This window comes from Pseudopedobacter saltans DSM 12145 (assembly GCF_000190735.1).
Taxonomy (GTDB): domain Bacteria; phylum Bacteroidota; class Bacteroidia; order Sphingobacteriales; family Sphingobacteriaceae; genus Pseudopedobacter; species Pseudopedobacter saltans.
Genome location: NC_015177.1, coordinates 2451752 through 2475222, shown reverse-complemented (window position 1 = coordinate 2475222; position 23471 = coordinate 2451752). Strand labels below are relative to the sequence as shown.

25 protein-coding genes and 1 tRNA gene are annotated in these 23471 nt (G+C 34.4%); 7 read left to right on the top strand and 19 right to left on the bottom strand.

What is annotated here, in order from left to right:
• Positions 1-102 precede the first annotated feature (102 nt).
• Positions 103-1320 (top strand): ABC transporter permease, encoded by a 1218-nt coding sequence (locus tag PEDSA_RS10560; protein WP_013633152.1) that lies wholly within the window; start codon positions 103-105, stop codon positions 1318-1320.
• Here the strand turns inward: PEDSA_RS10560 and PEDSA_RS10555 are convergent.
• The 9 genes from PEDSA_RS10555 to sppA all read right to left on the bottom strand — a co-directional run bounded on the left by PEDSA_RS10555 (position 1306) and on the right by sppA (position 10245).
• Positions 1306-2634, bottom strand: a complete 1329-nt coding sequence (locus PEDSA_RS10555) for a porin family protein (RefSeq protein ID WP_013633151.1) — start codon at positions 2632-2634, stop codon at positions 1306-1308. The genes PEDSA_RS10560 and PEDSA_RS10555 overlap by 15 nt on opposite strands.
• Positions 2618-3184: an RNA polymerase sigma factor gene (locus PEDSA_RS10550; protein WP_013633150.1), complete on the bottom strand. Its 567-nt coding sequence runs from the start codon at positions 3182-3184 to the stop codon at positions 2618-2620. The genes PEDSA_RS10555 and PEDSA_RS10550 overlap by 17 nt, the downstream gene beginning before the upstream one ends.
• Positions 3185-3193: 9 nt before the next feature.
• Complete coding sequence (locus tag PEDSA_RS10545; protein ID WP_013633149.1) at positions 3194-3604, bottom strand: hypothetical protein; 411 nt, start codon at positions 3602-3604, stop codon at positions 3194-3196.
• Positions 3605-3667: 63 nt separating this feature from the next.
• The gene (gene mazG, locus PEDSA_RS10540) at positions 3668-4456 is read right to left on the bottom strand and encodes a nucleoside triphosphate pyrophosphohydrolase (protein ID WP_013633148.1); all 789 of its coding nucleotides are present in this window, start codon (positions 4454-4456) and stop codon (positions 3668-3670) included.
• Between the two features lie 18 nt (positions 4457-4474).
• Positions 4475-4966, bottom strand: coding sequence for a SixA phosphatase family protein (locus PEDSA_RS10535; protein WP_013633147.1), 492 nt, complete (start codon positions 4964-4966; stop codon positions 4475-4477).
• Entirely contained in the window at positions 4959-5981 is a 1023-nt protein-coding gene (locus PEDSA_RS10530) for a glycosyltransferase family 9 protein (protein ID WP_013633146.1), read from the bottom strand. Before PEDSA_RS10530 ends, PEDSA_RS10535 begins: the two co-directional genes overlap by 8 nt.
• Positions 5982-6587 (bottom strand): DUF4254 domain-containing protein, encoded by a 606-nt coding sequence (locus tag PEDSA_RS10525; RefSeq protein ID WP_013633145.1) that lies wholly within the window; start codon positions 6585-6587, stop codon positions 5982-5984.
• Positions 6588-6659: 72 nt separating this feature from the next.
• A complete protein-coding gene (locus PEDSA_RS10520) occupies positions 6660-8342 on the bottom strand; it encodes a DNA polymerase/3'-5' exonuclease PolX (RefSeq protein WP_013633144.1) in 1683 nt (560 codons plus the stop codon).
• A gap of 142 nt (positions 8343-8484) precedes the next feature.
• Entirely contained in the window at positions 8485-10245 is a 1761-nt protein-coding gene (gene sppA, locus PEDSA_RS10515; RefSeq protein WP_013633143.1) for a signal peptide peptidase SppA, read from the bottom strand.
• A gap of 81 nt (positions 10246-10326) precedes the next feature.
• On the opposite strand from sppA, the gene folK reads away from it, so the two are divergent.
• Positions 10327-10818 (top strand): 2-amino-4-hydroxy-6-hydroxymethyldihydropteridine diphosphokinase, encoded by a 492-nt coding sequence (folK, locus tag PEDSA_RS10510; protein ID WP_013633142.1) that lies wholly within the window; start codon positions 10327-10329, stop codon positions 10816-10818.
• Positions 10815-11183, top strand: a complete 369-nt coding sequence (locus PEDSA_RS10505) for an Hpt domain-containing protein (RefSeq protein WP_013633141.1) — start codon at positions 10815-10817, stop codon at positions 11181-11183. Before folK ends, PEDSA_RS10505 begins: the two co-directional genes overlap by 4 nt.
• Here the strand turns inward: PEDSA_RS10505 and pssA are convergent.
• Both pssA and rho read right to left on the bottom strand, forming a co-directional pair.
• Entirely contained in the window at positions 11180-11869 is a 690-nt protein-coding gene (gene pssA, locus PEDSA_RS10500; protein ID WP_013633140.1) for a CDP-diacylglycerol--serine O-phosphatidyltransferase, read from the bottom strand. The genes PEDSA_RS10505 and pssA overlap by 4 nt on opposite strands.
• 90 nt (positions 11870-11959) lie before the next feature.
• Entirely contained in the window at positions 11960-13558 is a 1599-nt protein-coding gene (gene rho / locus PEDSA_RS10495; protein ID WP_013633139.1) for a transcription termination factor Rho, read from the bottom strand.
• Between the two features lie 240 nt (positions 13559-13798).
• Between rho and pyrF the strand changes: the two genes are divergently transcribed.
• The 3 genes from pyrF to PEDSA_RS10480 are packed head-to-tail and all read left to right on the top strand — an operon-like array spanning position 13799 to position 16176.
• Positions 13799-14626: an orotidine-5'-phosphate decarboxylase gene (gene pyrF / locus PEDSA_RS10490; RefSeq protein WP_013633138.1), complete on the top strand. Its 828-nt coding sequence runs from the start codon at positions 13799-13801 to the stop codon at positions 14624-14626.
• A gap of 42 nt (positions 14627-14668) precedes the next feature.
• A complete protein-coding gene (locus PEDSA_RS10485) occupies positions 14669-15958 on the top strand; it encodes a DUF2851 family protein (protein ID WP_013633137.1) in 1290 nt (429 codons plus the stop codon).
• Positions 15955-16176, top strand: coding sequence for a PspC domain-containing protein (locus PEDSA_RS10480; RefSeq protein WP_013633136.1), 222 nt, complete (start codon positions 15955-15957; stop codon positions 16174-16176). Before PEDSA_RS10485 ends, PEDSA_RS10480 begins: the two co-directional genes overlap by 4 nt.
• A gap of 38 nt (positions 16177-16214) precedes the next feature.
• Here PEDSA_RS10480 and PEDSA_RS10475 read toward each other — a convergent pair whose 3' ends face one another.
• The 6 genes from PEDSA_RS10475 to ychF form a co-directional block, all read right to left on the bottom strand.
• Entirely contained in the window at positions 16215-16730 is a 516-nt protein-coding gene (locus PEDSA_RS10475; RefSeq protein ID WP_013633135.1) for a glutathione peroxidase, read from the bottom strand.
• On the bottom strand, positions 16727-17632 hold the full coding sequence (locus PEDSA_RS10470; RefSeq protein WP_013633134.1) for a DUF72 domain-containing protein: 906 nt from the start codon (positions 17630-17632) through the stop codon (positions 16727-16729). Before PEDSA_RS10470 ends, PEDSA_RS10475 begins: the two co-directional genes overlap by 4 nt.
• A gap of 31 nt (positions 17633-17663) precedes the next feature.
• A complete protein-coding gene (locus PEDSA_RS10465; protein WP_013633133.1) occupies positions 17664-18500 on the bottom strand; it encodes a VOC family protein in 837 nt (278 codons plus the stop codon).
• A 74-nt stretch (positions 18501-18574) separates the two neighbouring features.
• The gene (locus PEDSA_RS10460; RefSeq protein ID WP_041537041.1) at positions 18575-18985 is read right to left on the bottom strand and encodes an SRPBCC domain-containing protein; all 411 of its coding nucleotides are present in this window, start codon (positions 18983-18985) and stop codon (positions 18575-18577) included.
• 195 nt (positions 18986-19180) lie between these two features.
• Positions 19181-19252 (bottom strand) — tRNA-Arg (locus PEDSA_RS10455).
• A 27-nt stretch (positions 19253-19279) separates the two neighbouring features.
• Positions 19280-20380, bottom strand: a complete 1101-nt coding sequence (ychF, locus tag PEDSA_RS10450; protein ID WP_013633131.1) for a redox-regulated ATPase YchF — start codon at positions 20378-20380, stop codon at positions 19280-19282.
• Positions 20381-20539: 159 nt separating this feature from the next.
• On the opposite strand from ychF, the gene PEDSA_RS10445 reads away from it, so the two are divergent.
• Complete coding sequence (locus tag PEDSA_RS10445; RefSeq protein ID WP_013633130.1) at positions 20540-21025, top strand: DUF5362 family protein; 486 nt, start codon at positions 20540-20542, stop codon at positions 21023-21025.
• On the opposite strand, the gene PEDSA_RS10440 is transcribed toward PEDSA_RS10445, so the two are convergent.
• Positions 21022-21603, bottom strand: a complete 582-nt coding sequence (locus PEDSA_RS10440) for a TMEM175 family protein (protein WP_013633129.1) — start codon at positions 21601-21603, stop codon at positions 21022-21024. The two genes, PEDSA_RS10445 and PEDSA_RS10440, sit on opposite strands and share 4 nt — an antisense overlap.
• A gap of 21 nt (positions 21604-21624) precedes the next feature.
• On the bottom strand, positions 21625-23466 hold the full coding sequence (locus tag PEDSA_RS10435) for a UbiD family decarboxylase (RefSeq protein WP_013633128.1): 1842 nt from the start codon (positions 23464-23466) through the stop codon (positions 21625-21627).
• Positions 23467-23471: the final 5 nt, after the last annotated feature.

Genomic DNA, 23471 nt, shown 5'->3' with positions numbered 1-23471 from the left:
ATCAATTTTTTTATTTGAAAAAGCAACAACTCTTTGGTTAAGCTTTTCCTATTTACGTGAAATGATTGCATCTTTGTTACTGTAAAAATAAATAAAAAGCCGTTGAATCTAGGATTATTCATAGCCAAAAGAATCTCTTTTAAAGCCGAGCGTACTTTCTCAAAGTTGATTGTGCGTATAGCAATAGCCGGAATCATGCTGGGACTAAGCGTTATGCTATTGTCTATTGCAGTAATGAAGGGGTTTAAAAACGAAATCAGAGATAAAGTTAGAGGATTTAGTGGCGATATTCTAATCCAAAATTACGATCTGAATACTTCTTACGAAAATAAGCCCTTTGTTTTGGATGATTCGAGTAAGGTTAAGTTATCCGAAGATAAAAATATACGAAGTGTAGTACCTTTTGCCACAAAGCCGGGTATTATAAAAACAGACGAAGAAGTAGAAGGAGTGGTGTTTAAAGGTATCGATGAAACTTATGATACCGAATCTTTTGACAAGATTTTGAAAGAAGGAAGAGGAATAAATTTCAAAGGAGTTAATTCTGGACAACAAATTGTTATTTCGGAAAATATGGCTTCCCGTTTAAATTTAAAAGTGGGAGATAGTTTTCTGATGTATTTTGTACAGGAATCGCTAAGAAAAAGAAAATTTGAAATAGTTGGCATTTATAGTACGGGAGTAGAAGAAGTTGATAAAACCTATGTGATTGGCGATTTAGATCTTATTAGAAGATTAAATAAGTGGAAGGAGGGCGAAGTAGGTGGGTATGAAGTCCGGATAGGTGATTTTACTCAACTGGAAAAGAATGCCTATGAAATTTCGGATAAGATTCAAATGTCTTTAAAAGCAGTGCCAATAACAGAAATGTATTCAACAATTTTCGAATGGCTTTCTTTATTGGATATCAATGCACAGGTTGTATTAATTTTAATGCTAATAGTAGCTATAATTAATATGATCTCCGCTTTATTAATAATGATATTGGAGCGCACATCAATGATTGGTTTATTGAAAGCTTTAGGCGAATCGAATTGGGGAATCAGAAAGATATTTCTCTATAATGCATTTTATCTTATCGTAATAGGTCTGTTTTTGGGAAATCTGTTGGGTTTGGGGCTAGGTTATATACAAGAACGAACCCATTTTTTAAAACTGGACGAGGCTTCATATTATATGAGTTTTATTCCTATACATTTCGAATGGGTGGATGTATTAGCGATTAATTTAGGGACAGTTTTTGTCTGCCTTTTAGTTTTATTAATTCCTTCTATGCTAGTGAGCAAAATCTCTCCGATAAGGGCGTTAGTTTTTAAATAAGTTTTTATTTAAGTGCATTTTTACACTAACTCCGCTTGCTCCAAGTGATAAATTTTGTTGTCCGAACTGTTTAAGTGGATACTTCATAAAAGGTTCTATAGAAAGTGTGGTGACTTTTTTTAGCGGAAATGCAACTCCAAAAGAAAAGTTTACACTTCTAGCGAATTGAAAACTTGATATCGGGCTTTCAGAATGCTCTTCTACTGTAGAAACGGTACTTGTCTCCACACCACTGAATGCAAATCTGGTTACAGAAAAATTATTAAGATATTTCTCACTGATTAGCGCATAAGAGCTCAATCCGGAACTGACAAACCAATTTATCTTTTTGTTATTTGTGGAATACCTGAGGTTTATTGGGATATCCAAACCTACTAATTTAGCATCAGTAAATTGACCGTTGACAATAGAAGCTATAGAATTAGTTAGGGCCATGGCTTGCATGGTATTGTCTTGCGGTGTAGCTAATATTTCATGAGAAAAAGAGCTGGACTGCCTATTGACGTTAATGCCAGAATATATACTTAGTTTTTTGCTAATCTGATATTCGGATACAATACCAATAGAAATATTAATATGATCGTTTATACCAGCATCTGAAAAGTTCATATAAGTAGAGGCGTCCAATGACAATCGGAGATTCCTCAATTTATTTTTAAACGAAGCACTGTTTTTTTGACTTTTGTCGTAAGCAAAAGAAGATCTGCTATTTGCTATATCTGCATAAACCGGAGCATTTTCTTCTTCATCAAGTAAACTCTTCGGTTTTTCTATAGCGATAAGTGATTCTTCGTTTGAAACGTCTCTATAATCAGTTTTATTACTAGCAGGGATTTCTTTATTATTTAAAGAAAATTCCTCTACAAGCGTTTCATGGTTATCTATTGGAGCTATTATCTCATTATCCGCGGTCCTAACGTTATTTGATAAATAGCTTTCCTGATTATGTAAAAGCTTGTGATTCCTTTTATCTGCAGAATACTTATCTACACGATTTTGTGACTCCTTATGTAATGGGGGAGAAAGAACAGGACTATTGTTTTCTTTATCAACGATGTCTTTCAATGGCTTCTCTTTCACGACAAGCTTATTTCCATCATCGATGTGGAGTTGATCACTTGTACTAAAAAACATTAAAAATAACAAAGAAGCCGCGATACCCGAAGGCAATGTCCATAATAAAACTGTTCTACGCCTTTTGTTTCGCAACTTTTTTTGATAATGTAACCAGCCATCATGAGCCATGCCATCGTCATACTCGTCAAAAGTATCTTTTATATGATCTCTTAAAACCTTATCAAACTGCTCTTTCATGATCTAAAAATCTACTATTAACCAATTTTCTCAACTTGTCTTTCGCCCGGGATAAATATACTCTGGAACTGCTTGACGGTATGTCTAAAATGTCTGCTATTTCTTCGTGTGAATATCCGTCAATCTCATATAAATTGAATACTACTTTGTGTATTTCGGGAAGACAGTCTAATAGTTTTAATATGTCTTCCGCATTTATTTTTGCTATAGCATTAAAGTCTGTGGGTTTTTCATCAGCATATTCAATATCTAAAGCTGCTGAATGTTTTAGGTTCTTTCTCCTATTATCGATGGACGAATTAACGACAATTTGCCTAAACCAGGGTTTTATTAAACGATGATCCTCAAAGGTTTTGATTGTTTTAAAAAGCTTAATAAAAGAGTCGTTAACGGCTTCTAGGGCGTCATCTCTATTTATGCAGTATCTTAAAGAAATTCCCATAGCATAGGCGTAAAAACGTTTATAAAGTGCTTCCTGCGCTTTGTAATCATCTTTACGGCATTTTATGATCAATTCCTGATCGCTAAACTTGCTATAAGAACTTTTCATCAATCTCGGCTATTTCTCCAGTATATAAATATACTTAAAATTATCGTCTCGTTTTTTCGTCAATATAATCTCTTTATTGTTTTCGGAAATATAAAAGTCGCCTGTAAAAATAAGGTTCCAATCAAAATCCGCTGTCCACATGTTTTCGTCTGTAAAAGAGATCAGTTTATCTTTAAGAACATATGTTCCGCTACTGGGTTTCATTGGAGAATTTTCGAGAGGTGTAAAGATATATTTTCCTTTTTCCAAAATTAAGGTAAATGAAGTGGGAGCATAGTCCTTTGCTAAATTTTTGGTATAAAAAGAACCTGAATAAGTTTTATCATTTGTGAGCGATGAACTCCTTTCACAGGATATAAATGCTACAAATAATAACAGAATTGATGCAAATGTGTAAGATTGTAAATTGTTTAAATACATAGCATTGCCCTTTATGGGCAATACGTATAAATATTTGCTTATGATACAGCTGTTTAAAAGAATTTATAAGTTTTTGGCTTCGTTCCAGAAAATATCCATTTCTGCCAAGGTCATATCCTCCAAAGACTTACCGTTATCTTTTGCTTTTTCTTCGAGATATTGAAAACGTTTAATGAATTTTTTATTGGTTTTTTCCAAAGCGTTTTCAGGATTGATATTGATAAAACGAGCATAATTGATCAATGAAAAAAGAACATCGCCAAATTCGCTTTCTATTTTCTCCGGATCAGCATCTTTTTGTTCACATTCGTCCCTAAATTCCTGAAGCTCTTCCTGCACTTTTTCCCAAACCTGGTTTTTATTTTCCCAGTCGAATCCGACACCCCTGGCTTTTTCCTGAATTCTGGAAGCTTTTATTAAAGCAGGTAGCGAAGATGGAACTCCACCCAAAACAGATTTATTACCTTCTTTAAGCTTAATTTTTTCCCAATTTTGTTTTACAGCTTCTTCTGTGTCTGCCTGAATGTCGCCGTAAATATGCGGATGTCTGTTAATTAGCTTTTCGCAAACACTATTTAAAACATCAGTAATGTTAAAATCGTTAGTTTCGGACCCTATTTTAGCATAGAAAACCAGATGCAGCATGATATCTCCAAGCTCTTTTTTGATTTCCTGCATATCGTTGTCGATAATGGCATCAGACAACTCGTAAGTTTCTTCAATTGTTAAATGCCTTAACGATTCTAATGTCTGTTTTTTGTCCCAGGGACATTTAAGCCTTAGGTCGTCCATTATGTTTAGTAGTCTGTTAAAAGCTTCAGCAGGTGTGTGTTGGGTGTCGAAAACGTCCATGCGAACAAAGTTAAGGATTTAGTCTTCCGGGTAATGCAACAATTTAATTTCTGCCAAGCCGTTGCTCACCATTTTCCAGTCATGAAACGGGAATTCCAGAAGAGCAATACCAGCGGGAGGGAGATTTATTTCGTCGCCATTAGACAGATAATTAAGCAAATCGGAAATACCGTTATTATGTCCAACCAAGGCAACGAGATGATGTGAATTATTCAGATTATTGACAATTTTGAATAAGGTTTTATAAGAAGCTTCGTAGATGGTTTCTTCAAATACGATAGAAGATACCGGAATTTTTAACTCCTGATTTACGAGATTGAATGTTTGCTTTGTTCGCTTGGAAGGACTGCAAGCTATCAGATCTGGAACTATATGGTTGTGCTTTAGAAAAACTCCTAAATCTTCAGCTTCTTTAATTCCTTTTTTCTTTAGGGGCCTTTCAAAGTCAGATTTTACATCTTCCGGCCATGCGGCAGACGCATGTCTGATGATCAATAACTGTTTAGACATTTTGTAGAATATTTTTTGTTTTCGTAACAATGATTTCCGGTGCTAACCAGTTTAAGCAGGCCAAATCGCCCCTGAAACATGGCTTATTGCCATAGATAGAACACGGTCTGCATTCCAGATCTATCTGCGCACAGTCGGATTCTTGCTGCCCAAAACCTAAAAATCCCGCATATGGGTGTGTAGCTCCCCAAACGGAAACTACTCTCACACCTTTTAAAGATGCCATATGCATTCCAGAAGAATCCATACTAATCATGACATCTAAATTGGAAATTAGTTTTAACTCTTCTTGTAATTTTATCTTTCCAATTGTAGAGGTTACGTGTTCATATTCTCTTTCCCAGACTTCTGCAGTCTGTTTTTCTTCGGTTCCGCCGCCAAAAATAAAAATCTTATATTTTGATAATTGCCGGATAACATCTTCCATTTTATCTAGGGGGTAGACTTTTTGCATATGTTGCGCAAAAGGTGAAATACCAATCCAAGGTGCGTTTTTGCCTTGTGTGATACTTAATATTTCTGGGCTTAGATCTTCTTTTTGCCGAATTAATTTGTTTTCAATAGAGGCTTCAAGTCCTAAATTTTTAAAAACTTCTGTATATCGTTTCCATGTGGGCTCTAATGGAAGTCTCGTTTTATTTTCTTTTCTGCTAAGGGCTTTCTTTTCTTTTCGGCCTTTATTTAGATGAGCTATAGGAATAGCTGATAGCCAGAAAAAAAGTGAAAGTATTCTGGATCTAAGATTATAGTGGAGATCTGCTACCGCATCGATTTTTTGTTTTTTTAATTCTTTGTATAATCTGTATAATCCCGCTATTCCTTTATAGGTATTAGGATCAAAAGGGAAAACTGTAACATTTGGAAGATCTTCTAAAAAAGCTTTAAATAAGGGACGGGTTAAAAAAACAAAAGAACTTTTCGGGTTTTGTTGTGCTAGTTGTTTAAGAACAGGCGCCGTCATAGCAACGTCGCCCATCGCAGAAAGTCTTATAATTAGGATCTTTTGTCCTTTCATTTAAGCTTTTGTATTGTATAACACCGGATTCAAGCTAGGATCATTATACATTTTTAGCTGTTTATAAACTTTCATGTATTTGTCTCCATTCTCGATATCAGTTAATAAATCGTCAATTGCCGAAGAAAGATCTACCTGCTGTTGCAAAAGGATATCCAATTTCTTCTGGCAATTTTGTCTGTGTTCTTCAGAAGCACTTAGTCGGGTAGCTTCTTCATTCATATGATAGATTTTTAATGCTAAAATCGATAATCTGTCGATCGCCCAGGCAGGACTTTCCGAATTAACTTTTGCAGTTGATTTTGGTTCTATTTCCTGATATTTTTCTAAAAAATAACTATCAATATATTCAACCAGATCGGTTCTGTCCTGATTAGAAGCATCTATTCTTCTTTTCCATTTTAAAGCCTCAACCGGATCAATATCAGGGTTCCTAACAACATCTTCCATATGCCACTGCATGGTGTCTATCCAGTTTTTTCTATACAAAAGATTTTCGATAGTTTGCGGAGCGTAAGGATTCGAGAAATCTTGATCTATCTCATTTACTTTATGATAATCAACAACAGCTTGTTGAAATATTTGATTGCAAAGATTACTAAACATATTTTAAATATTTGGAAGTCCTGGCTTCCGATTTGTTTCTGCTAAATTAAATATTATAGGAAATTATACGGGCTATCTTTTTCGCTTTTGTGCCTGAAAAAATGAAGAAATATGATTTAAATCAAAGGCGTTTAAGCACTTTTCTTTAGTCAAAGCACCTTTTCTTGCTACATAAACACCATAATGCATATCGGAAAAACCTTCATTCCTGTGTGCATCCGGATTTATGGATAACAATACGCCTCTTTCCAAAGCATATTGATGCCAGCGCCAATCTAAATCCAGCCTCAAAGGGTTGGCATTTATTTCAATCACCACATTGTTTGCGGCACAGGCATCTATTATTTTTTTATAATCTATCGGATAACCTCCGCGGCTTAGTAATAATCGCCCCGTTGGATGGCCTAGAATTGTTGTATATGGATTCTCAATAGCCTTAATTATCCTATCTGTCGCTTTTTCTTCGTCCATTTTTAAGTTAGAATGCACAGAAGCCACTACAAAGTCAAACTTTTCAAGTATTTCATTCGGGTAATCCAGACTTCCCTCGCTAAGAATATCAGATTCTATACCCTTAAATATTCTGAAAGGCGCTAATTTTTCATTTAAAAGATCAATTTCAGCCTGTTGTTGTAAAACGCGTTCTATACTTAACCCGTTTGCGTATACCGCTGTTTTAGAGTGATCACAGATGCCAAGATATTCCAATTTAAGCTCATCTTTACAGTATAATGCCATTTCTTCTAATGTATGGACACCATCACTCCACGTACTATGGTTGTGCAAAGTTCCTTTCAGATCAGCAAAAGTGATCAGATTTGGTAATTCGTGGTTTTTTGACCAGCCAATTTCCTTATCGCCTTCTCTAAGTTCCGGCTCGATAAAATCTAATCCAGCGGATTGATAAAGTGTACTTTCAGAATCGAAATCTTTATTTGTTAAGAGTTGAAGTACTTCCTGTACGTGTTTTTCGGCCCCCGTAGTTTCGAAAAGTGTATAAGCAAACTTTTCTTTATTGCAAAAGTGAATTTGAATATTTATGCCATTTTCATCTTTCAGAGAGATGGAATTTTCCGTTGTATTGAGCTCTCCCGATAAACTGCCTTCAATAACATTTTTTATCTGAAGGATATCTGTTCCGGCAATTAAGAATTCTAGCTTGTCAATAATTTCGCATTTTCTTCGAAATTCTCCTGTAATTTCGATCAGACAGGTTGGATCAACTTTATCAGCTATTTTTTTTAGGGAATTTAGATAGCTGTATGCAACAGATTCTATAGAAGCATATAGAAACCTGCCTTTACTGGCCATTTTAAATTCTATAGCTTTTTTTATGTCCTCCTGAGTTTTTAAACCAAATCCTTTAGCTTCAATTAATCGGTTTTCATTACAGGCATAATAAAGTTCCCCGATATTCTCTATTCCTAAAGTTTTCCATATAATAGCTATTTTCTTAGGACCAACTCCTTTTATACCTAACATATCTAAAACACCTGCAGGAGTTAAAGCTGCCAGGTTGTTAAGCTCTTCTATATTTCCGTTTTGTAAAAGCTCCCAAATTTTAGAAGCAGTACTTTTGCCAACACCGTCTATGGTTTCCAGTTCGGCCAAACTTTTGTCTTTTAATTTATAGGGCAACTTGTCTACCTTAAAAGAAGCATTCGCTATCGACCTTATTTTAAATGGATTTTCTTCGTGAAGTTCCATTAACTGGGAAAGAAGTTTTAATACCTTAGAAATTTCTTTGTTCTCCATGTCTTGGGATATGAGTCGCTAAGTTAGGGAATATCTATAGAACTTAGGATATTTGAGTTGTTTAACGATTGTAATAGAAATAAAAACTCCCATTTAAGCAAGCTGAAATGGGAGTTGTGAACATATTCCTAAGAATTTTATGCTATTCGAAATTCAAACTATATGGCATTAAAGCCTGGACACCTTTAAGATGCAGCGTTTCATTTAGTTTTTTATAATATTTATAACTTTCGCCCAGTTCTTTTTCCAGAAAATAAGCTTTCACTTTATCTCCAGATTTATCAAGAATACTTAATAATCCTTCTTTTTTCTCTGGATAGCTCATTATTCTGTAATCTTCAATTTTAGCTTTTTTTGCAGCCGATTTAATTGCATCCTCAATATGGCCAATTTTATCTACCAAACCCAAATCAATAGCCTGTTTTCCCGTCCAAACTCTACCCTGACCAATGCTATCTACATAAGACTGGGAAATCTTTCTTCCTTCAGCCACACGTTTGGTAAAATCAAAATAAATTTTGTTCACCTCCTGTTGTAATAACTCTTTTTCGGCAGATGTAAGTGGTCTAGTTACCTGTCCGAAATCGGCGAATTCTCCTGTTTTTACACCATCGAATGTAATTCCTAATTTATTATTCAAGAACGGCTTTAAATTAGGAAGTATGGCAAAAACGCCTATCGATCCGGTAATTGTATTTGGTTCTGCAAAAATAGAATCTGCTGCACAAGAGATATAATATCCACCAGAAGCTGCATAATCTCCCATTGAAACAATAAAAGGTTTTTCTTTTTTTGCCAATACGGTTTCACGCCAAATAACATCGGAAGCTAAAGAACTACCTCCGGGACTATTTACACGGAGTACAATAGCCTTAACTTTGTCATCTAATCTAGCCTTTCTGATTGCCCTTGAAATTCCCTCTGATCCTATTGTATTTTGATCACCTTCACCGCTATTAATCTCTCCGTTAGCATAAATAACTGCTATACGATTAGAACTTGTATTTTCTGGTTTAACGTTATTTGCATAGTCTGAAAGCGATACTGTATTCAGATTTTTCTTTTTATCTATGCCGGTTTTTGACTTTAGTTCGTCTAAAACCTCGTCTTTATATTTTAATGCATCAACTAATTTGTATTTTAATGCATCTTCAGCAGTTCTAACTTTTAATAGGTTTGCAATTGAAACAACAGAATCTTTAGCCAGTTTCCTTTCTATCGCGATTTTGCCGGTGAAATCTTCAAAAATTGAATTTAAGATGCTCGACATTTGAAGTTTGTTAGCATCACTCATTTTATCAAGAATAAAAGGTTCGACAGCACTTTTAAAAGTACCAACTTTTATTACTTGCGGCTCTATTTCCAATTTATTTAAAGCGCCTTTAAAAAACATAGTATTGCTGCTTAAGCCTTTTAATTCTAAATAACCAACCGGATTTAAATAAACTTTAGAAGCTGCGGAAGCCAAATAATATGACTTTTGAGTATACACTTCACTATAGGCAATTACAAATTTCCCAGACTTTTTAAAATTTAAAAGCTCATCTCTGATTTCTTCGACAGTAGCCATTCCTGCTTGAACCATCGAAGCATCGAGGTAAATACCTTTTATCTGATCGTCTTCTTTTGCATATCGGATACTTTTTAAAATATCATTTAAACCTAATGTTTTTTCTTTCTTTATTGGGCCAATTTCCAAATCTTCGAGAGGGTTTGGATTTGCTCGCTCCAGAATAGGATAATTTAAGTTGATATGAAGTATCGAATTATCTTTGATTTCTACTTTACTGTTAGAACTATTAATTAGTCCGGCGGTTATGATAGAGATGAAGATTATAAATAAAACTATGGATAGGAATATACCTAACATAGAAGCAAAAACAAATTTAAAGAATTGTTTCATCTGAATTAATTAGCGTTTTTTAATTTTGTATACTACAAATATAACTTTAGATAATTATTACTAACAATTGTTACAGCATTAATGTTCAATGTATATTTAAGCATAGGAGGAAATTTAGGAGATCGATTAAGTAATCTGAAAACATGTATTGAGCTAATAAATGCGAGGGCAGGACAGGTTAAGTTAAGATCCTCTATTTATGAGACTAAAGCCTGGGGGAATGAACAACAGCCAGATTTCCTAAATATGGCTCTGATGATAAGTACCGAATGTTCACCAGGAGCATTGTTAAAACAATTGCAGTCTATTGAAAAAGATTTGGGGAGAGAACGATTAACTCATTGGGGAGCAAGAACGATAGATATAGATATTCTTTTTTACGGAGATGAAGTTATTAAAACAGAGGTGTTAACAGTTCCTCATCCACTTTTACAGGATAGAATGTTTGTTCTAAAACCATTGAAAGAAATTTGTCCAAAATTTGTACATCCAATTTTAAAAAAATCCGTAGAAGTTATTTATAGAGAGTGTAATGATACACTGCCTGTAATGAAATTAAATGAATCATTATGAATTTGAATGATATTAGAATCGACTTATCATATTTGGATGAGGTTGCTGGAGGAAATGCAGAGTTTCTTGTTGAAATGATCGATATATTTTTGCAACAGACTCCAAAGTATGTAAATGATCTCAAATTGGCGATTGATGAAAAGAATTGGAAGGGAATAGCAGAAACAGCTCATAAAATCAAACCTACGCTTACTTTTATTGGATTGTTAAAAGAGCAGGAAGAAATGGCAAATATTGAACGCCAAGCTAGATCTGAGGAAAATTACGAAGGAATAAAAATAAGCTTCGATAGCCTTTGTCAGGTTTTTGATATTGCATATAAGAGTCTGGAAATAAAAAAGAATGAGTTAATAGCTAATTTTTAAGCTATTAACTCGTTCTTTTGTTTGAAATGCAATAACGAAAAAGCAATATAAAGTAGCAGCACAAAAGGGAGTCCCGAGAATCCGCCTGTTACGATACTTATTAATGAAAATATCAAAAACAGATATTTGTATTTGTTAGTTTTCCAGCTTAAATCTTTACCTAATTTCATGGAGAATAGTCTTAACTCTGATACAAGTAATAAAGAAAGTCCGATAATTAGCCCATAAAGCAACCAGGTATTGGTTATAAATGGCGAACTATCTAAAATATAAGGTAAGGAAATTACAAAAAAAGTATTCATAGGAGTGTTTAGTCCTATAAAGTCTTCTGTTTGTCTGGTATCTATATTGAATTTAGCTAGACGAAGGCCAGAAAATACCGTAATAATAAATCCGAAATAAGGCAGAAAGTTGTCAGGATTTTCAATTTTTAGTAACTGAAAAAATATAATCCCAGGAACAAAACCAAAGCTGATGACATCAGCAAGTGAATCCAGTTCTTTTCCAATCTCCGACTTTACATTTAAAAGTCTGGCAGCAAATCCATCAAAAAAATCAAAAATACCCGAAAGAATTACAAAATAAGCTACAGTTTTCAGGTCCCCCTGAAAAGCATACATAGCACCAACACAGCCTGAAAATAGGTTGGCTGATGTAAGTAAATTGGGGATGTGCTTTTTTATCATAATTACACAAAAATAAGAAAGGCTAAAGAAATAAAGGAGTTTACCTGAATTTCTTTAGCCAAATATGTTTTAACTAAGTCTAACTTTCTATTAGCTGTTCATAGAAACTAAAAATTCTTCATTGGATTTGGTGCCTCTTACTTGAGTCAATAAGAACTCCATAGCTTCCTGAGAATTCATATCGGCTAAGTGGTTTCTTAAAATCCAAACTCTTTGAAGTGTTTCTTTGTCTAATAACAAATCGTCTCTTCTTGTGCTTGAAGCTGTAATGTCGATAGCTGGGAAAATACGTTTGTTAGATAATTTTCTATCTAATTGTAGCTCCATGTTACCCGTACCTTTGAATTCTTCAAAGATAACTTCGTCCATTTTAGATCCTGTATCAGTTAAGGCAGTTGCCAATATTGTTAAAGAACCACCGTCTTCGATATTTCTGGCGGCACCAAAGAAACGTTTTGGTTTGTGTAAAGCATTTGCATCAACACCACCTGATAATATCTTACCAGACGCAGGTGCTACAGTATTGTAGGCTCTCGCTAAACGGGTGATAGAATCTAACAAGATTACAACATCATGGCCACATTCAACCATTCTTTTAGCTTTCTCTAAAACAATATTTGCGATTTTAACATGGCGTTCTGCTGGCTCGTCAAAAGTAGAAGAAATAACTTCGGCTCTTACGCTTCTAGCCATGTCTGTAACCTCTTCGGGGCGCTCATCTATTAATAAGATAATTAAATAAACTTCTGGATGGTTTGCTGCAATTGCATTGGCAACTTCTTTCAATAAATTGGTTTTACCAGTTTTAGGCTGCGCAACAATTAAACCACGTTGTCCTTTTCCGATAGGAGTAAACAAATCCATAATTCTGGTAGAATAATCTCCAGGTTTTGTGAATAAATTCAATCTTTCAGAAGGGAAAAGAGGTGTTAAGTAATCAAAAGGGATTCTGTCTCTAACTTCAGCAGGAACTCTTCCGTTGATAGCTTCTACTCGAACCAAAGGAAAATACTTCTCACCCTCTTTAGGCGGTCTGATGCTTCCTCTAATAGTATCACCAGTTTTTAAACCAAATAATTTGATTTGAGATTGAGATACATAAATATCATCAGGAGAGGTTAGGTAATTATAATCAGAAGAGCGAAGAAAGCCATAACCATCAGGCATGATTTCTAAAACACCTTCATTAGTAATTACATTGTCAAAATCAAAAACAGAGTCCTGAGCTCTTTTTCCTCCAGGTCTTTGTTGTTGAGGACGCTCACTTTCCGTACTTTTTTGCTCTTCAACAGGAGCGTTAGTAACCAATGGAGTTTCTGATACAGTCGCGGCCTCTTTTACAGGCGCAGCTTTTCTAAGTCTCTTTTCTCCGGCTGAAGCTTCAGATGGAGTGTTACTTTCAGATTCAGTATTGTCAAATAATGAAGCTTCTTTAACAGGAGATTTTGGTTTAACTTCCTCAACTGTAGTGGTTGTTTTAACCGTACGAGCTCTTTTTTTAGGCTTTTCCTCTTTGATTTCTTCAATAGCTCCCGCAGATTTTGCCGCACTGATTAATTCGTGTTGCTCTTTTATTTTTGCTATCAATTCTGCCTTACGTAAGTCATCAGCATTGCCTACACCAAACGTTTTAGCAATTTCACGAAGCTCGGATACAAGCTTGTCGTTCAATTCGTTTATATCAAACATTAAAAATGAATTTTCAAGGATTGTTATTTTAAAAGATTTACCCTTATGGTAATTAATTGTTAAAACTTATTCTGAAAACAAATGAGACTTATTAACTAATAACGTAGACTAAGGATAAATGAGATTTTCTGTGCAATTTTAGTTAAATAAAAAATTAATGCCAAATTTTTTTAAAAATATTTTTTTGAGTGTTATTCTGTATTTTTGAGCCGTTTAAAAGCTTATTTTCTATAATTAAAAATGAACAGGTCAGAAATTATCAATCAAATCAAATCAAAAAAATCGTTTCTTTCGGTAGGTTTAGATACCGATATTAACAAAATACCCAAGCATTTGTTTAAGTATGAGAATCCTGTTCTGGAATTTAATAAGCAAATTATAGATGCAACGCAGGATTTGTGTATATCGTATAAAATAAATACGGCATTTTATGAATGCAATGGCATTACCGGGTGGAAATCTTTAATCGATACTTATAATTATCTGCCAAAAGATACATTCTCTATTGCGGATGCGAAGCGTGGCGATATTGGGAATACCTCAGCTATGTATGCAAAGGCTTTTTTTGATCCAAAATCTTCTGATATGGATTTTGACTCTGTGACGGTAGCTCCGTATATGGGGAAAGACTCTGTAACCCCTTTTTTAGGTTTTGATAACAAATGGGTGATTCTGCTGGCATTAACTTCTAACGAAGGAAGTTATGATTTTCAACAATTGAGAGATGGAGAATATAAGTTTTTTGAACACGTTATCCGCAAATCAAGTGAGTGGGCAGATGCGTCGAGAATGATGTATGTAGTAGGAGCAACTAGAGGAGAAGGATTTTTAGAAATAAGGAAACATGCTCCGGATAACTTCCTGTTGGTACCTGGCGTTGGTGCCCAAGGAGGATCTCTAAAAGAAGTTTGTAAATATGGCATGAACAAAGATTGCGGATTGATAGTAAACTCTTCGAGAGCGATAATATATGCTTCTCCAGGAGAAGATTTCGCGGAAAGAGCCAGAGAAGAAGCAAAAAAGGTTCAAGAAGAAATGAGTCAGGAATTATCTAGAATTGGTTTTTAAAACATAAATTATATTAATAAGAAATTTTCATTATATTGAAAGATGTTTTCTGATGAAAGTATCTTGCATTATATCTGGAAATGTAAATTATTTCCTGTTAAAGATCTTCGGTTAAAATCTGGTGAGTCCTTAAAGATTATTAGAGTTGGACAGCAAAATGATGATGCCGGACCGGACTTTTATGAATCCAGAATAAGAATTGGTAAAACACTCTGGGCTGGTTCTGTAGAAATACATATCAATGCTTCCGATTGGATAAAGCACCACCATCAAAAGGATAAGGCGTATGACAACGTTATTCTTCATGTTGTCTGGAATGATGATAAGAAAATCTTTAGAACAGATGGAACTTTAGTTCCCGCTCTGGAGTTAAAGTCTTTAATAAATAAAGATATTCTAGAAAAAATAGAAAGATTAAAAGATAATAATTCTTCGATTCCCTGTAAGAAAGAAATTCATAAAGTAGATAAATTTACTTACCGGAACTGGCTAGACAGGGTCTTGGTGGAGCGTTTAGACTATAAAATTGCTCATATTAAAAGACTATTTGATGGAAATAAAGGAAGTTGGGAAGATACTTTTCACATATTGCTGGCAAGAAATTTTGGTTTTAAAATAAATCAACAGCCTTTCGAAATGCTTGCTCGAAATCTTCCACAGCGTCTATTTGGGCATCACAAAAGCAATCTAAGACAAATAGAAGCTCTTGTTTTTGGTGTAGCAGGATTTTTGGATAAAGAATTTATAGATACGTATCCAGATTCGTTAAAGAAGGAATTCGAATTCTTAAAACGTAAATATAGGTTGACGACGTTGGATAAATTTATCTGGAAGTTTTCAAAAACGAGGCCAGATAATTTTCCGACGATACGACTAGCACAATTTGCTGCACTAATTCATAGATCTTCGCATCTTTTTTCAAAATTATTGGAAAGCAGAGAAATAGATGATTATAAGGCTTTTTTCTCAAATCTGGAAATCAATAACTATTGGTTTTACAACTATGATTTTGAAAAAGAAAGAAAGCGAGAAACTTTGGTGAAAATAGGGGCAGGATCGGTAGATAATCTTTTGATTAATTCGATTGTCCCTATGCTATTTTTTTATGGAAATTATATGCAGAGGGATTTATTCAAAAGCCGCGCTTTGAATATTTTGGAAAAGTTAAAAGCCGAAGAAAACAGTCCGGTAAACAATTTTAGAAAATTAGGACTTGAAATTGTGTCTGCGGCAGATAGTCAGGGGATTCTTCATTTAAAGAATTTTTATTGTAATCAGAAAAAATGCTTAAATTGTGCCATTGGAGCGAAAATCTTAAATCTAAAAAGATGATTCAGCGAATATTTGTTTTTTTTGAGCGGTATTCTTTCGGGGTTTGTTCCTATTTGGGAGAAAAGTTCAATATATCCTCGTCTAAAATAAGACTGTTCTTTATCTATACGTCTTTTTTGGCGGTAGGTTTTCCATTGGTTTTTTATTTTTTGGCAGCTTTTACGTTGGATATAAGGAATTACATAAAAAAGGCCCGAATGAAATATTGGGACATTTAAAAAAAACAGGCGCTCCATCATATGGAGCGCCTGTTTTTTTAAAGATATTGTGTTATATCTTTAGATAGAGGAGTTGTTTTTGAACGAAATCGATGGATTAACTTTCCATTTTCATCTATTAAAAATTTCTCAAAATTCCATTGTATATCTCCAGTAAAATCTGGGTTGGGAGCCGAAATTAAATATTTAAATAACGGGTGGATATCATCTCCGTTGACACTTACCTTCTCACTCATAGGGAATTTTACCCCATAGGTTTGCTCGCAAAAGTCTTTAATTTCTTTATTTGTTCCTGGTTCCTGATTTTTGAAATTGTTAGCAGGAAAACCAATAACAACTACCTTGTTTTTAAATAATTCAGATAGCTGTTGTAATTCTTCATACTGTTTGGTATAACCACATTTCGAAGCTGTGTTAACAATTAAAACCTTTTTACCCTTATATTTGGAAAGATCCAGTTTCTTTCCATTTAAGTCTTTTAGATTTTTGAACTCATAAATATTTGAAGTCGGGGCTGCAAAAAGCAGCGAAAAAATTAAAATTAGCGTTTTCATATTGTTTCGTTTTTAGAAGTTTGCGTTCCGTTGCTATTTAAGGTTTTGGGAATTTGTAAATCCAATTTTAGTGATTTGTTTAATTTTTCTATAAAATAAGCCGATAATAGCGGTGATTCTAGTTCTACATTTTGATGTATAAAAAAATAAAGATTTTTAAGCCCTTCGTTTTTCCATTTTGTAATTCTACCTATCCATTCGTCTAAACGTTTGTAGTCTGACGGATGATTTGCTCCCACCCATCTTACAAAAGCAGTGTCAGTACTTAATCGCATGTGCATCATGTCTCTTCTGCCTGCAGTATCTACCAGTATATTGGTGATTTTATGAGATTTGATTAATTCATAATATTCGTCCGCATATTTCTTATCACTAAACCATTCTGAATTTCTAACTTCAACAGCCAAAGGAATAACCTTAGGGAATTCGTTTAAATATTTCTTTAAGGATTCAAAATCTTTTGGTTTGAAATTATCGTGAAGTTGTAAAAAAGTCATACCTAACTTCTCCTCGAAATGGGCGATTGCATCGCAAAATTCTTCTGTAGGTTGTTTTGCATTTACAAGTCTTTTAAAATGGCTAATGGTATTTGGTAATTTTGGAAAGAATTTAAAATGAGGAGGAGTTTTGTCATACCAGATCTTCACTTGTTCTTTGCTTGGTGACTTGTAGAAAGTAGCATTTAGCTCTATACAATTAAACTGGGTGGCATAATAAGCTAACTCATCTTTTGTTCCTCGGGGATAGAAGCCCTTTAAATCTTGTTTATTCCACTTGGCACAGCCAATAAAGGCATTAAAATCTTTACCTTTCGAACTGTTTAAGACACTGGTTGTATCCGGATGATCGGAAGGAATCGAAAAATCGATATCTTCCGGATTATTAACTTTTCCAAACTGCATACGTAAAATTACGATTTTTGGGAGAAAAGAATTATGCTTCTACCAGTTCATTGATATCTAATTTTCCCATTTTCATCAATTTTCGTACAACTCTGGGCGCTTTCTCTTCATCAGAGACAAGATTATGCAAAACTTTCGGTACTATTTGCCAGGATATCCCAAATTGGTCTTTTACCCATCCGCATTGGCCTTCTGAACCTTTAACAGATAAGCCCGACCAGTAATAGTCTATTTCATCTTGAGTATCACATTCAATAACTAAAGAAAATGACTCATTAAGTTGTCCTTTATGTTTCAGGACGCTATCAAATACAATCATATCAAAATCATCAATAAAAATATCAGCATATTTTATACATGATGTAATTTGCTTGTCCTCCTCTGAATAATTTATGATTTCTTTTACTCCCGAATTTTTAAAAATAGATGTGTAGAATTCGATAGCTTTATTTGCTTTTCCAGCATTTTCACCATGGAACATAAATGATGGCCTGATTTTTTTTCGTTCCTTATTGGGGTTATAAAACAATTGCCAGCTCATACCATATTTATCTTCAATCCAGGCATATTTTTGTGCCCAATTATATTTGTTTAATTTAATTAAGGATTTGCCATCTTGTGTAAAAATATTCCATAATCGCTCAATTTCTTCTTCAGATGTGCAGTTGACAAATAAGGAGGCAGATGGATTAGCTTTGAATTCGGGACCAGCGTTCAGTAGCAGGATCTTTTGATTTTCAATTGCTAATACGCTTACAAGCATATTTTCTGAAATTATTTCAGAATTGGAAAACAATGAATGGTAGAATTTAGCAGCCTCTTTTGCTTTCTGATTATACCATAGGCAAGGATAGATAAATTGGTTCATAACGGTTTAAATTAATTATATTAGGAATCTAATCCCCGTTTCCTTTTATAAATTGTGATTTCGGGGGTTAAAAACTAATGACTTTCCACGTATTTTTTGAAGTTGTTTAATATGGACTGCCAACCTTTTTGTTGCATTTCGATAGGGTTTTCTTGTTCAGCTTCGAAAGTTTCAATAATTTCAATATGATCACCTTTATCATTAAAGATAATATCTACCTTACGCTGATCTCCTAGAGTGAAGGCAATTTCTTTTTGGCAGATGACTTTAGTATATCTTCCCGAAAAATCGAAACTAAAACTTTTATCTTTAGCTTCCATGATGATATTGAATCCTCCATTTTCCCTTAAATCATTTTCTGCATGTGGAGTATGCCAATTTGGTGAAGCTTTATTCCACTTTTTAACATGTTCTGTGTCATTCCAGAACTTCCATACTTTTTCTATGGGAGCGTTTATTTTCGCTGATATCTCTACAAGTTTCATATAATTTCCTCGTATACTCAGGTTACAGTTTATAACTGAAAATACCACAAAATTAATGCCTGAAAAAATATATTTAACTCAGCCTCGATAGAGTGAGTTTACACTACCTTTTGAAAGAGATGTTTTCTAACCTGAAATCGAGAAGCACTTGTTATAGTAACAAATATTCAACAATAGATTTATTAATTGGAAAAGTGCATCCTACAGGAATCGAACCTGTACCATGAGAACCGGAATCTCACATTCTATCCATTAAACTAAGGATGCAAAGCGGAATTTTATTCCCTAATATTTTTAGACATTAAATCTAAAGTGCATTATATCACCGTCTTCGACTACGTAAGTTTTTCCTTCTACGCCCAATTTTCCGGCTTCTTTACATGCTGACTCAGAACCTAAAGTTACAAAATCATTGTATTTTATAACCTCCGCTCTAATGAATCCCTTTTCGAAATCCGAGTGGATAACACCCGCAGCCTGTGGAGCAGTAAAACCTTTAGTTATAGTCCATGCCCTCACTTCTTGTACTCCGGCTGTAAAATAAGTATAAAGATTTAATAATTTATAAGCCGCTCGGATTAATTTTGATACACCAGATTCAGTTAAGCCTAAGTCTGAAAGAAACATTTGACGTTCTTCGTAGTCTTCTAATTCAGCAATTTCAGATTCAATTTTTGCAGAAATAATTAATACCTCTGCATTCTCTTCTTTAACAGCATCTTTTACTAAATCCACATATTTGTTTCCCGTATTCACAGAAGATTCATCGACATTACAAACATATAAAACAGGTTTTACTGTTAATAAACTCAGGTCAGAAATAAAATCAAAATCTTCTTCCGAAATCGGAGCAGTTCTTGCAGACTTACCGGATTCTATATGATTTTTTACTAGAGACAAAATTTCAAATGTTCTTTTAGCGTCTTTGTCTCCGCCAGTCTTAGCCATTTTCTCAACCTTTTGGATACGTTTAACAACCGTATCCAAATCTTTAAGCTGTAGTTCGGTATCAATGATTTCCTTATCTCTGATTGGATCTACTGAGCCATCTACGTGGACAACATTACCATCATCAAAACAACGCAAAACATGAATAATGGCATTAGTAGCTCTTATATTTCCCAGGAATTGGTTCCCCAAACCTTCACCTTTTGAAGCTCCTTTTACTAAACCAGCAATGTCAACTATCTCTATTGTATTTGGAACAATTTTTTGAGGATTAACCAGCTCAGCTAATTTCGTTAATCTGTCATCAGGAACAGTTATTACTCCAACATTGGGTTCAATTGTACAGAAAGGAAAGTTTGCAGCTTGCGCTTTAGCATTCGACAAACAATTAAATAAGGTGGATTTTCCAACATTTGGTAAACCTACAATCCCACACTGCAACGCCATATATATCTTTTATTTTATTTTTTACTGTTTATTTGAGATTATCAATTGTTTTAAATTGATGGCGCAAAGATAATGCTTTCTGTTATATTAAAAACCTTCTGTTTAATTTACTTTTCGACATGAAATAATTATATTTAAGTAAATCAATTATAAAATTAAATGGAAGAAAACCCGAATTTACCAGAAGAACCGCGGAATGAAGAAGCTCATCCGACAGAGCAAGCAGGTTTAATCATAGATACAGATATTTCTGCATTTTTAATGGAGACAGCGAAATGGGCCAAATTAGTCGCTGTAATAATATTTATTATGGCTGGATTTATTGCATTGCTAGGTGTTTTTATAACGATAGGTGGGACTGTTGGATCATTTAAAATGGTGCCATTTATGGGAGGATTCTTAGGGATAGTTTATATTGCTTTGTCTCTTCTTTACTATTTTCCGGCCAAATATCTCTATGATTTTACAACTTTCGTAAAACAAGCACTTTACTTTAGAGATCAGGAATCCCTTGGATACGCTTTCGGAAGATTGAAATCGCATTACAAATTTATCGGTATCATGGCTGTGGTAGCTATTATATTTTATGTGGTAGCTATTCTGTTTGCGATATTGTTTGGTATGTTAGGCGCTATGAGATTTTAAGTGTTTTCATTCAGAACTTTTTCAAATCTTTGGTCAGGAATAACCCATAGCAACGCAACTACATAATATAAACCTATACTTATTTTAGGAACGAACGAAGCGAGGATTATTCCTGCCATATATATTATCACAGAAATTATTTCCTTTCTTTTTGAAGACAGAGCAATACTAATTTTAGAAGACTTTCCTTCCAAAAGAATCGATGTTTTTTCCAGTAACAAGAATGCAAAAGCGGACATCATTAAAATCAATCCGTAAAGCATAACCGGTTGACTATCGAAATGGTTTTCTCCCATCCAACCTGTCGCAAATGGCAACAGTGAAAGCCAGAACAATAAAAAAAGATTTGCCCACAATACTTTCCCGTTAACTTTTTCTATTGTTTGAAACAGATGGTGATGGTTATTCCAATAAATACCTACATATAAAAAGCTGAGAACATAAGATATTAGTTTTGGAAGAAGAATCTTTAAACCAATGAAGTTTGAAGTTTCGGGTACTTTTAATTCCAGTACCATAATAGTAATAATTATTGCTAAAACGCCGTCGCTAAAAGCCTCTAGTCTATTGGTGGTCATAAGTCGATTTTTAATGGAAAGTTACTTAATAATTCCGTACAAAGAACCGCCTTTACTCCATAATTTTTCTATGTTTTTTTCTGTTTTTTGATCCATTACTAATGGTGGTGCATGATGCGGTTTTACCCTCGCATCTATAATCAAAGGACCTTTACATCCCCAGTGTTTGTGTTCGGTAAATGAATTTATGCCATGTATATCATGTGATGGATTACTTCTGGTAAAAGTCACCCAAACAAAATTTTGCCAGTTTTTTGCAGTAAAATTAGCATCGTCACAAATAATCAATAAAGGAATCGAATCTAAGTTTTCGTTTTTAAGAGCATCATTAAGAGCCATTATTTCTTTACTTGCGTCTTGTTCATTTTTGAATTTATTACCTTCAATAGCAATTATTCCCGGCATGATCATTTTTGCTCCTTTGAAAATGTTGGGTAAAGAAAAGTTTTGTGGAATTTCTTTTGATAATTCTCTTTTTATTTCTCCGGCTATCGTGAATGCAACTTTTGAACCCGAGTTCAAATCTGTACCCGTATAATCTAAGGTGTCGATAGTAGTTTTAGTATAAAAATGGAGATCTCTGCTTAAATCGATACGTTCTAATACATGTTTTAAAAATGCTTCGACGTTGTGGATGTCTAAATTAGGGTTATCCTCCTTTGCACAGATAAAGAGAAATTTAGCCAAGCTCAATTGGTTTGAACCCAAGATTCTATTCGCCTGAGTAAGGATTTCCTGAGGTTTACGTTCTTTGATATATGGTGTATATCTTTCACTGCCAATAGCAAAAAGTAGGGGATGAACTCCGGCCTCATCAACAGCATTCACTGCACTTACTCCCGGTACCTCTTGAGGGATTGCTTTTCCAGAAATTTCATGGATTAAGGCACCGAAACTAGTGTCTTCCTGTGGTGGTCTTCCTACAATAGTGAAATTCCAAATCGCATCTTTTTTATGGTAAACATTATGGACTTTCATTAATGGAAATGGGTGGATTAAGCTATAATACCCCAGATGATCGCCAAACGGACCTTCTCGTTTATTGTCGTGAGGATAAACTGTTCCGGTTATAACAAAATCTGCATCAGCAGAAATGCAAAAACCTTCTTGGTCATAAAAATATCTAAATCTTCTGTTTCCTAACGCACCGGCAAATGTAGTCTCAGAAAGTCCTTCTGGTAAAGGCATAACTGCAGCAAGGGCATGTGATGGCGGTCCACCAACAAAAATGCTCACTTTTAGTGGTTTCCCAAGTGCATTTGCTTTGGATTGGTGAATGCCGATTCCTCTATGGAGTTGGTAATGCAAACCTATTTCCTGGTCTTGGATATAGTCGTTGCCATTTAACTGAATACGATACATGCCAAGATTGGAATTCATTACCCCTGGATTTTCTATGTCTTCACTATAAACTTGAGGCATAGTAACAAAAGCACCTCCGTCCATTGGCCAATTCACAATAGGGGGGATGTCAGATATTTTTGCCTTGCCATACATGATCGGAGCCTTTCTACTTACCTTCATTGGTAGAGCGGATAAAGCCGTTAAAGAAACACTGGTATACTTAATTGGAGATCTTAAAGCTTTCATGGGATCACCTTTTAGATCAACTAAAGTCTTGACCTTGTCAAGGCTATCTCTGAACATAAATTTAGAACGTTCTATGGTTCCAAATAAATTGGAAACTGCCGGAAATTTGCTTCCTTTGAGGTTTTCAAAAAGTAGTGCTGGTCCCTTTTGCTCATACACCTTCAGATGTATTGCAGCGGCTTCTAAATAAGGGTCAACCTCTTCTTTAATACGGATTAAATGACCGTGTTTTTCAAGATCATTTATGCATTCGGCTAAACTTTTGTATCCCATAAACA

Bases quoted from the DNA above. Each gene is read 5' to 3' on its own strand.
- PEDSA_RS10555 (WP_013633151.1), bottom strand. From the start codon at position 2,634: ATGAAAGAGCAGTTTGATAAGGTTTTAAGAGATCATATAAAAGATACT.
- PEDSA_RS10550 (WP_013633150.1), bottom strand. From the start codon at position 3,184: ATGAAAAGTTCTTATAGCAAGTTTAGCGATCAGGAATTGATCATAAAA.
- PEDSA_RS10545 (WP_013633149.1), bottom strand. From the start codon at position 3,604: ATGTATTTAAACAATTTACAATCTTACACATTTGCATCAATTCTGTTA.
- mazG (WP_013633148.1), bottom strand. From the start codon at position 4,456: ATGGACGTTTTCGACACCCAACACACACCTGCTGAAGCTTTTAACAGA.
- PEDSA_RS10535 (WP_013633147.1), bottom strand. From the start codon at position 4,966: ATGTCTAAACAGTTATTGATCATCAGACATGCGTCTGCCGCATGGCCG.
- PEDSA_RS10530 (WP_013633146.1), bottom strand. From the start codon at position 5,981: ATGAAAGGACAAAAGATCCTAATTATAAGACTTTCTGCGATGGGCGAC.
- PEDSA_RS10525 (WP_013633145.1), bottom strand. From the start codon at position 6,587: ATGTTTAGTAATCTTTGCAATCAAATATTTCAACAAGCTGTTGTTGAT.
- PEDSA_RS10520 (WP_013633144.1), bottom strand. From the start codon at position 8,342: ATGGAGAACAAAGAAATTTCTAAGGTATTAAAACTTCTTTCCCAGTTA.
- sppA (WP_013633143.1), bottom strand. From the start codon at position 10,245: ATGAAACAATTCTTTAAATTTGTTTTTGCTTCTATGTTAGGTATATTC.
- folK (WP_013633142.1), top strand. From the start codon at position 10,327: ATGTTCAATGTATATTTAAGCATAGGAGGAAATTTAGGAGATCGATTA.
- PEDSA_RS10505 (WP_013633141.1), top strand. From the start codon at position 10,815: ATGAATTTGAATGATATTAGAATCGACTTATCATATTTGGATGAGGTT.
- pssA (WP_013633140.1), bottom strand. From the start codon at position 11,869: ATGATAAAAAAGCACATCCCCAATTTACTTACATCAGCCAACCTATTT.
- rho (WP_013633139.1), bottom strand. From the start codon at position 13,558: ATGTTTGATATAAACGAATTGAACGACAAGCTTGTATCCGAGCTTCGT.
- pyrF (WP_013633138.1), top strand. From the start codon at position 13,799: ATGAACAGGTCAGAAATTATCAATCAAATCAAATCAAAAAAATCGTTT.
- PEDSA_RS10485 (WP_013633137.1), top strand. From the start codon at position 14,669: ATGTTTTCTGATGAAAGTATCTTGCATTATATCTGGAAATGTAAATTA.
- PEDSA_RS10480 (WP_013633136.1), top strand. From the start codon at position 15,955: ATGATTCAGCGAATATTTGTTTTTTTTGAGCGGTATTCTTTCGGGGTT.
- PEDSA_RS10475 (WP_013633135.1), bottom strand. From the start codon at position 16,730: ATGAAAACGCTAATTTTAATTTTTTCGCTGCTTTTTGCAGCCCCGACT.
- PEDSA_RS10470 (WP_013633134.1), bottom strand. From the start codon at position 17,632: ATGCAGTTTGGAAAAGTTAATAATCCGGAAGATATCGATTTTTCGATT.
- PEDSA_RS10465 (WP_013633133.1), bottom strand. From the start codon at position 18,500: ATGAACCAATTTATCTATCCTTGCCTATGGTATAATCAGAAAGCAAAA.
- PEDSA_RS10460 (WP_041537041.1), bottom strand. From the start codon at position 18,985: ATGAAACTTGTAGAGATATCAGCGAAAATAAACGCTCCCATAGAAAAA.
- ychF (WP_013633131.1), bottom strand. From the start codon at position 20,380: ATGGCGTTGCAGTGTGGGATTGTAGGTTTACCAAATGTTGGAAAATCC.
- PEDSA_RS10445 (WP_013633130.1), top strand. From the start codon at position 20,540: ATGGAAGAAAACCCGAATTTACCAGAAGAACCGCGGAATGAAGAAGCT.
- PEDSA_RS10440 (WP_013633129.1), bottom strand. From the start codon at position 21,603: ATGACCACCAATAGACTAGAGGCTTTTAGCGACGGCGTTTTAGCAATA.
- PEDSA_RS10435 (WP_013633128.1), bottom strand. From the start codon at position 23,466: ATGGGATACAAAAGTTTAGCCGAATGCATAAATGATCTTGAAAAACAC.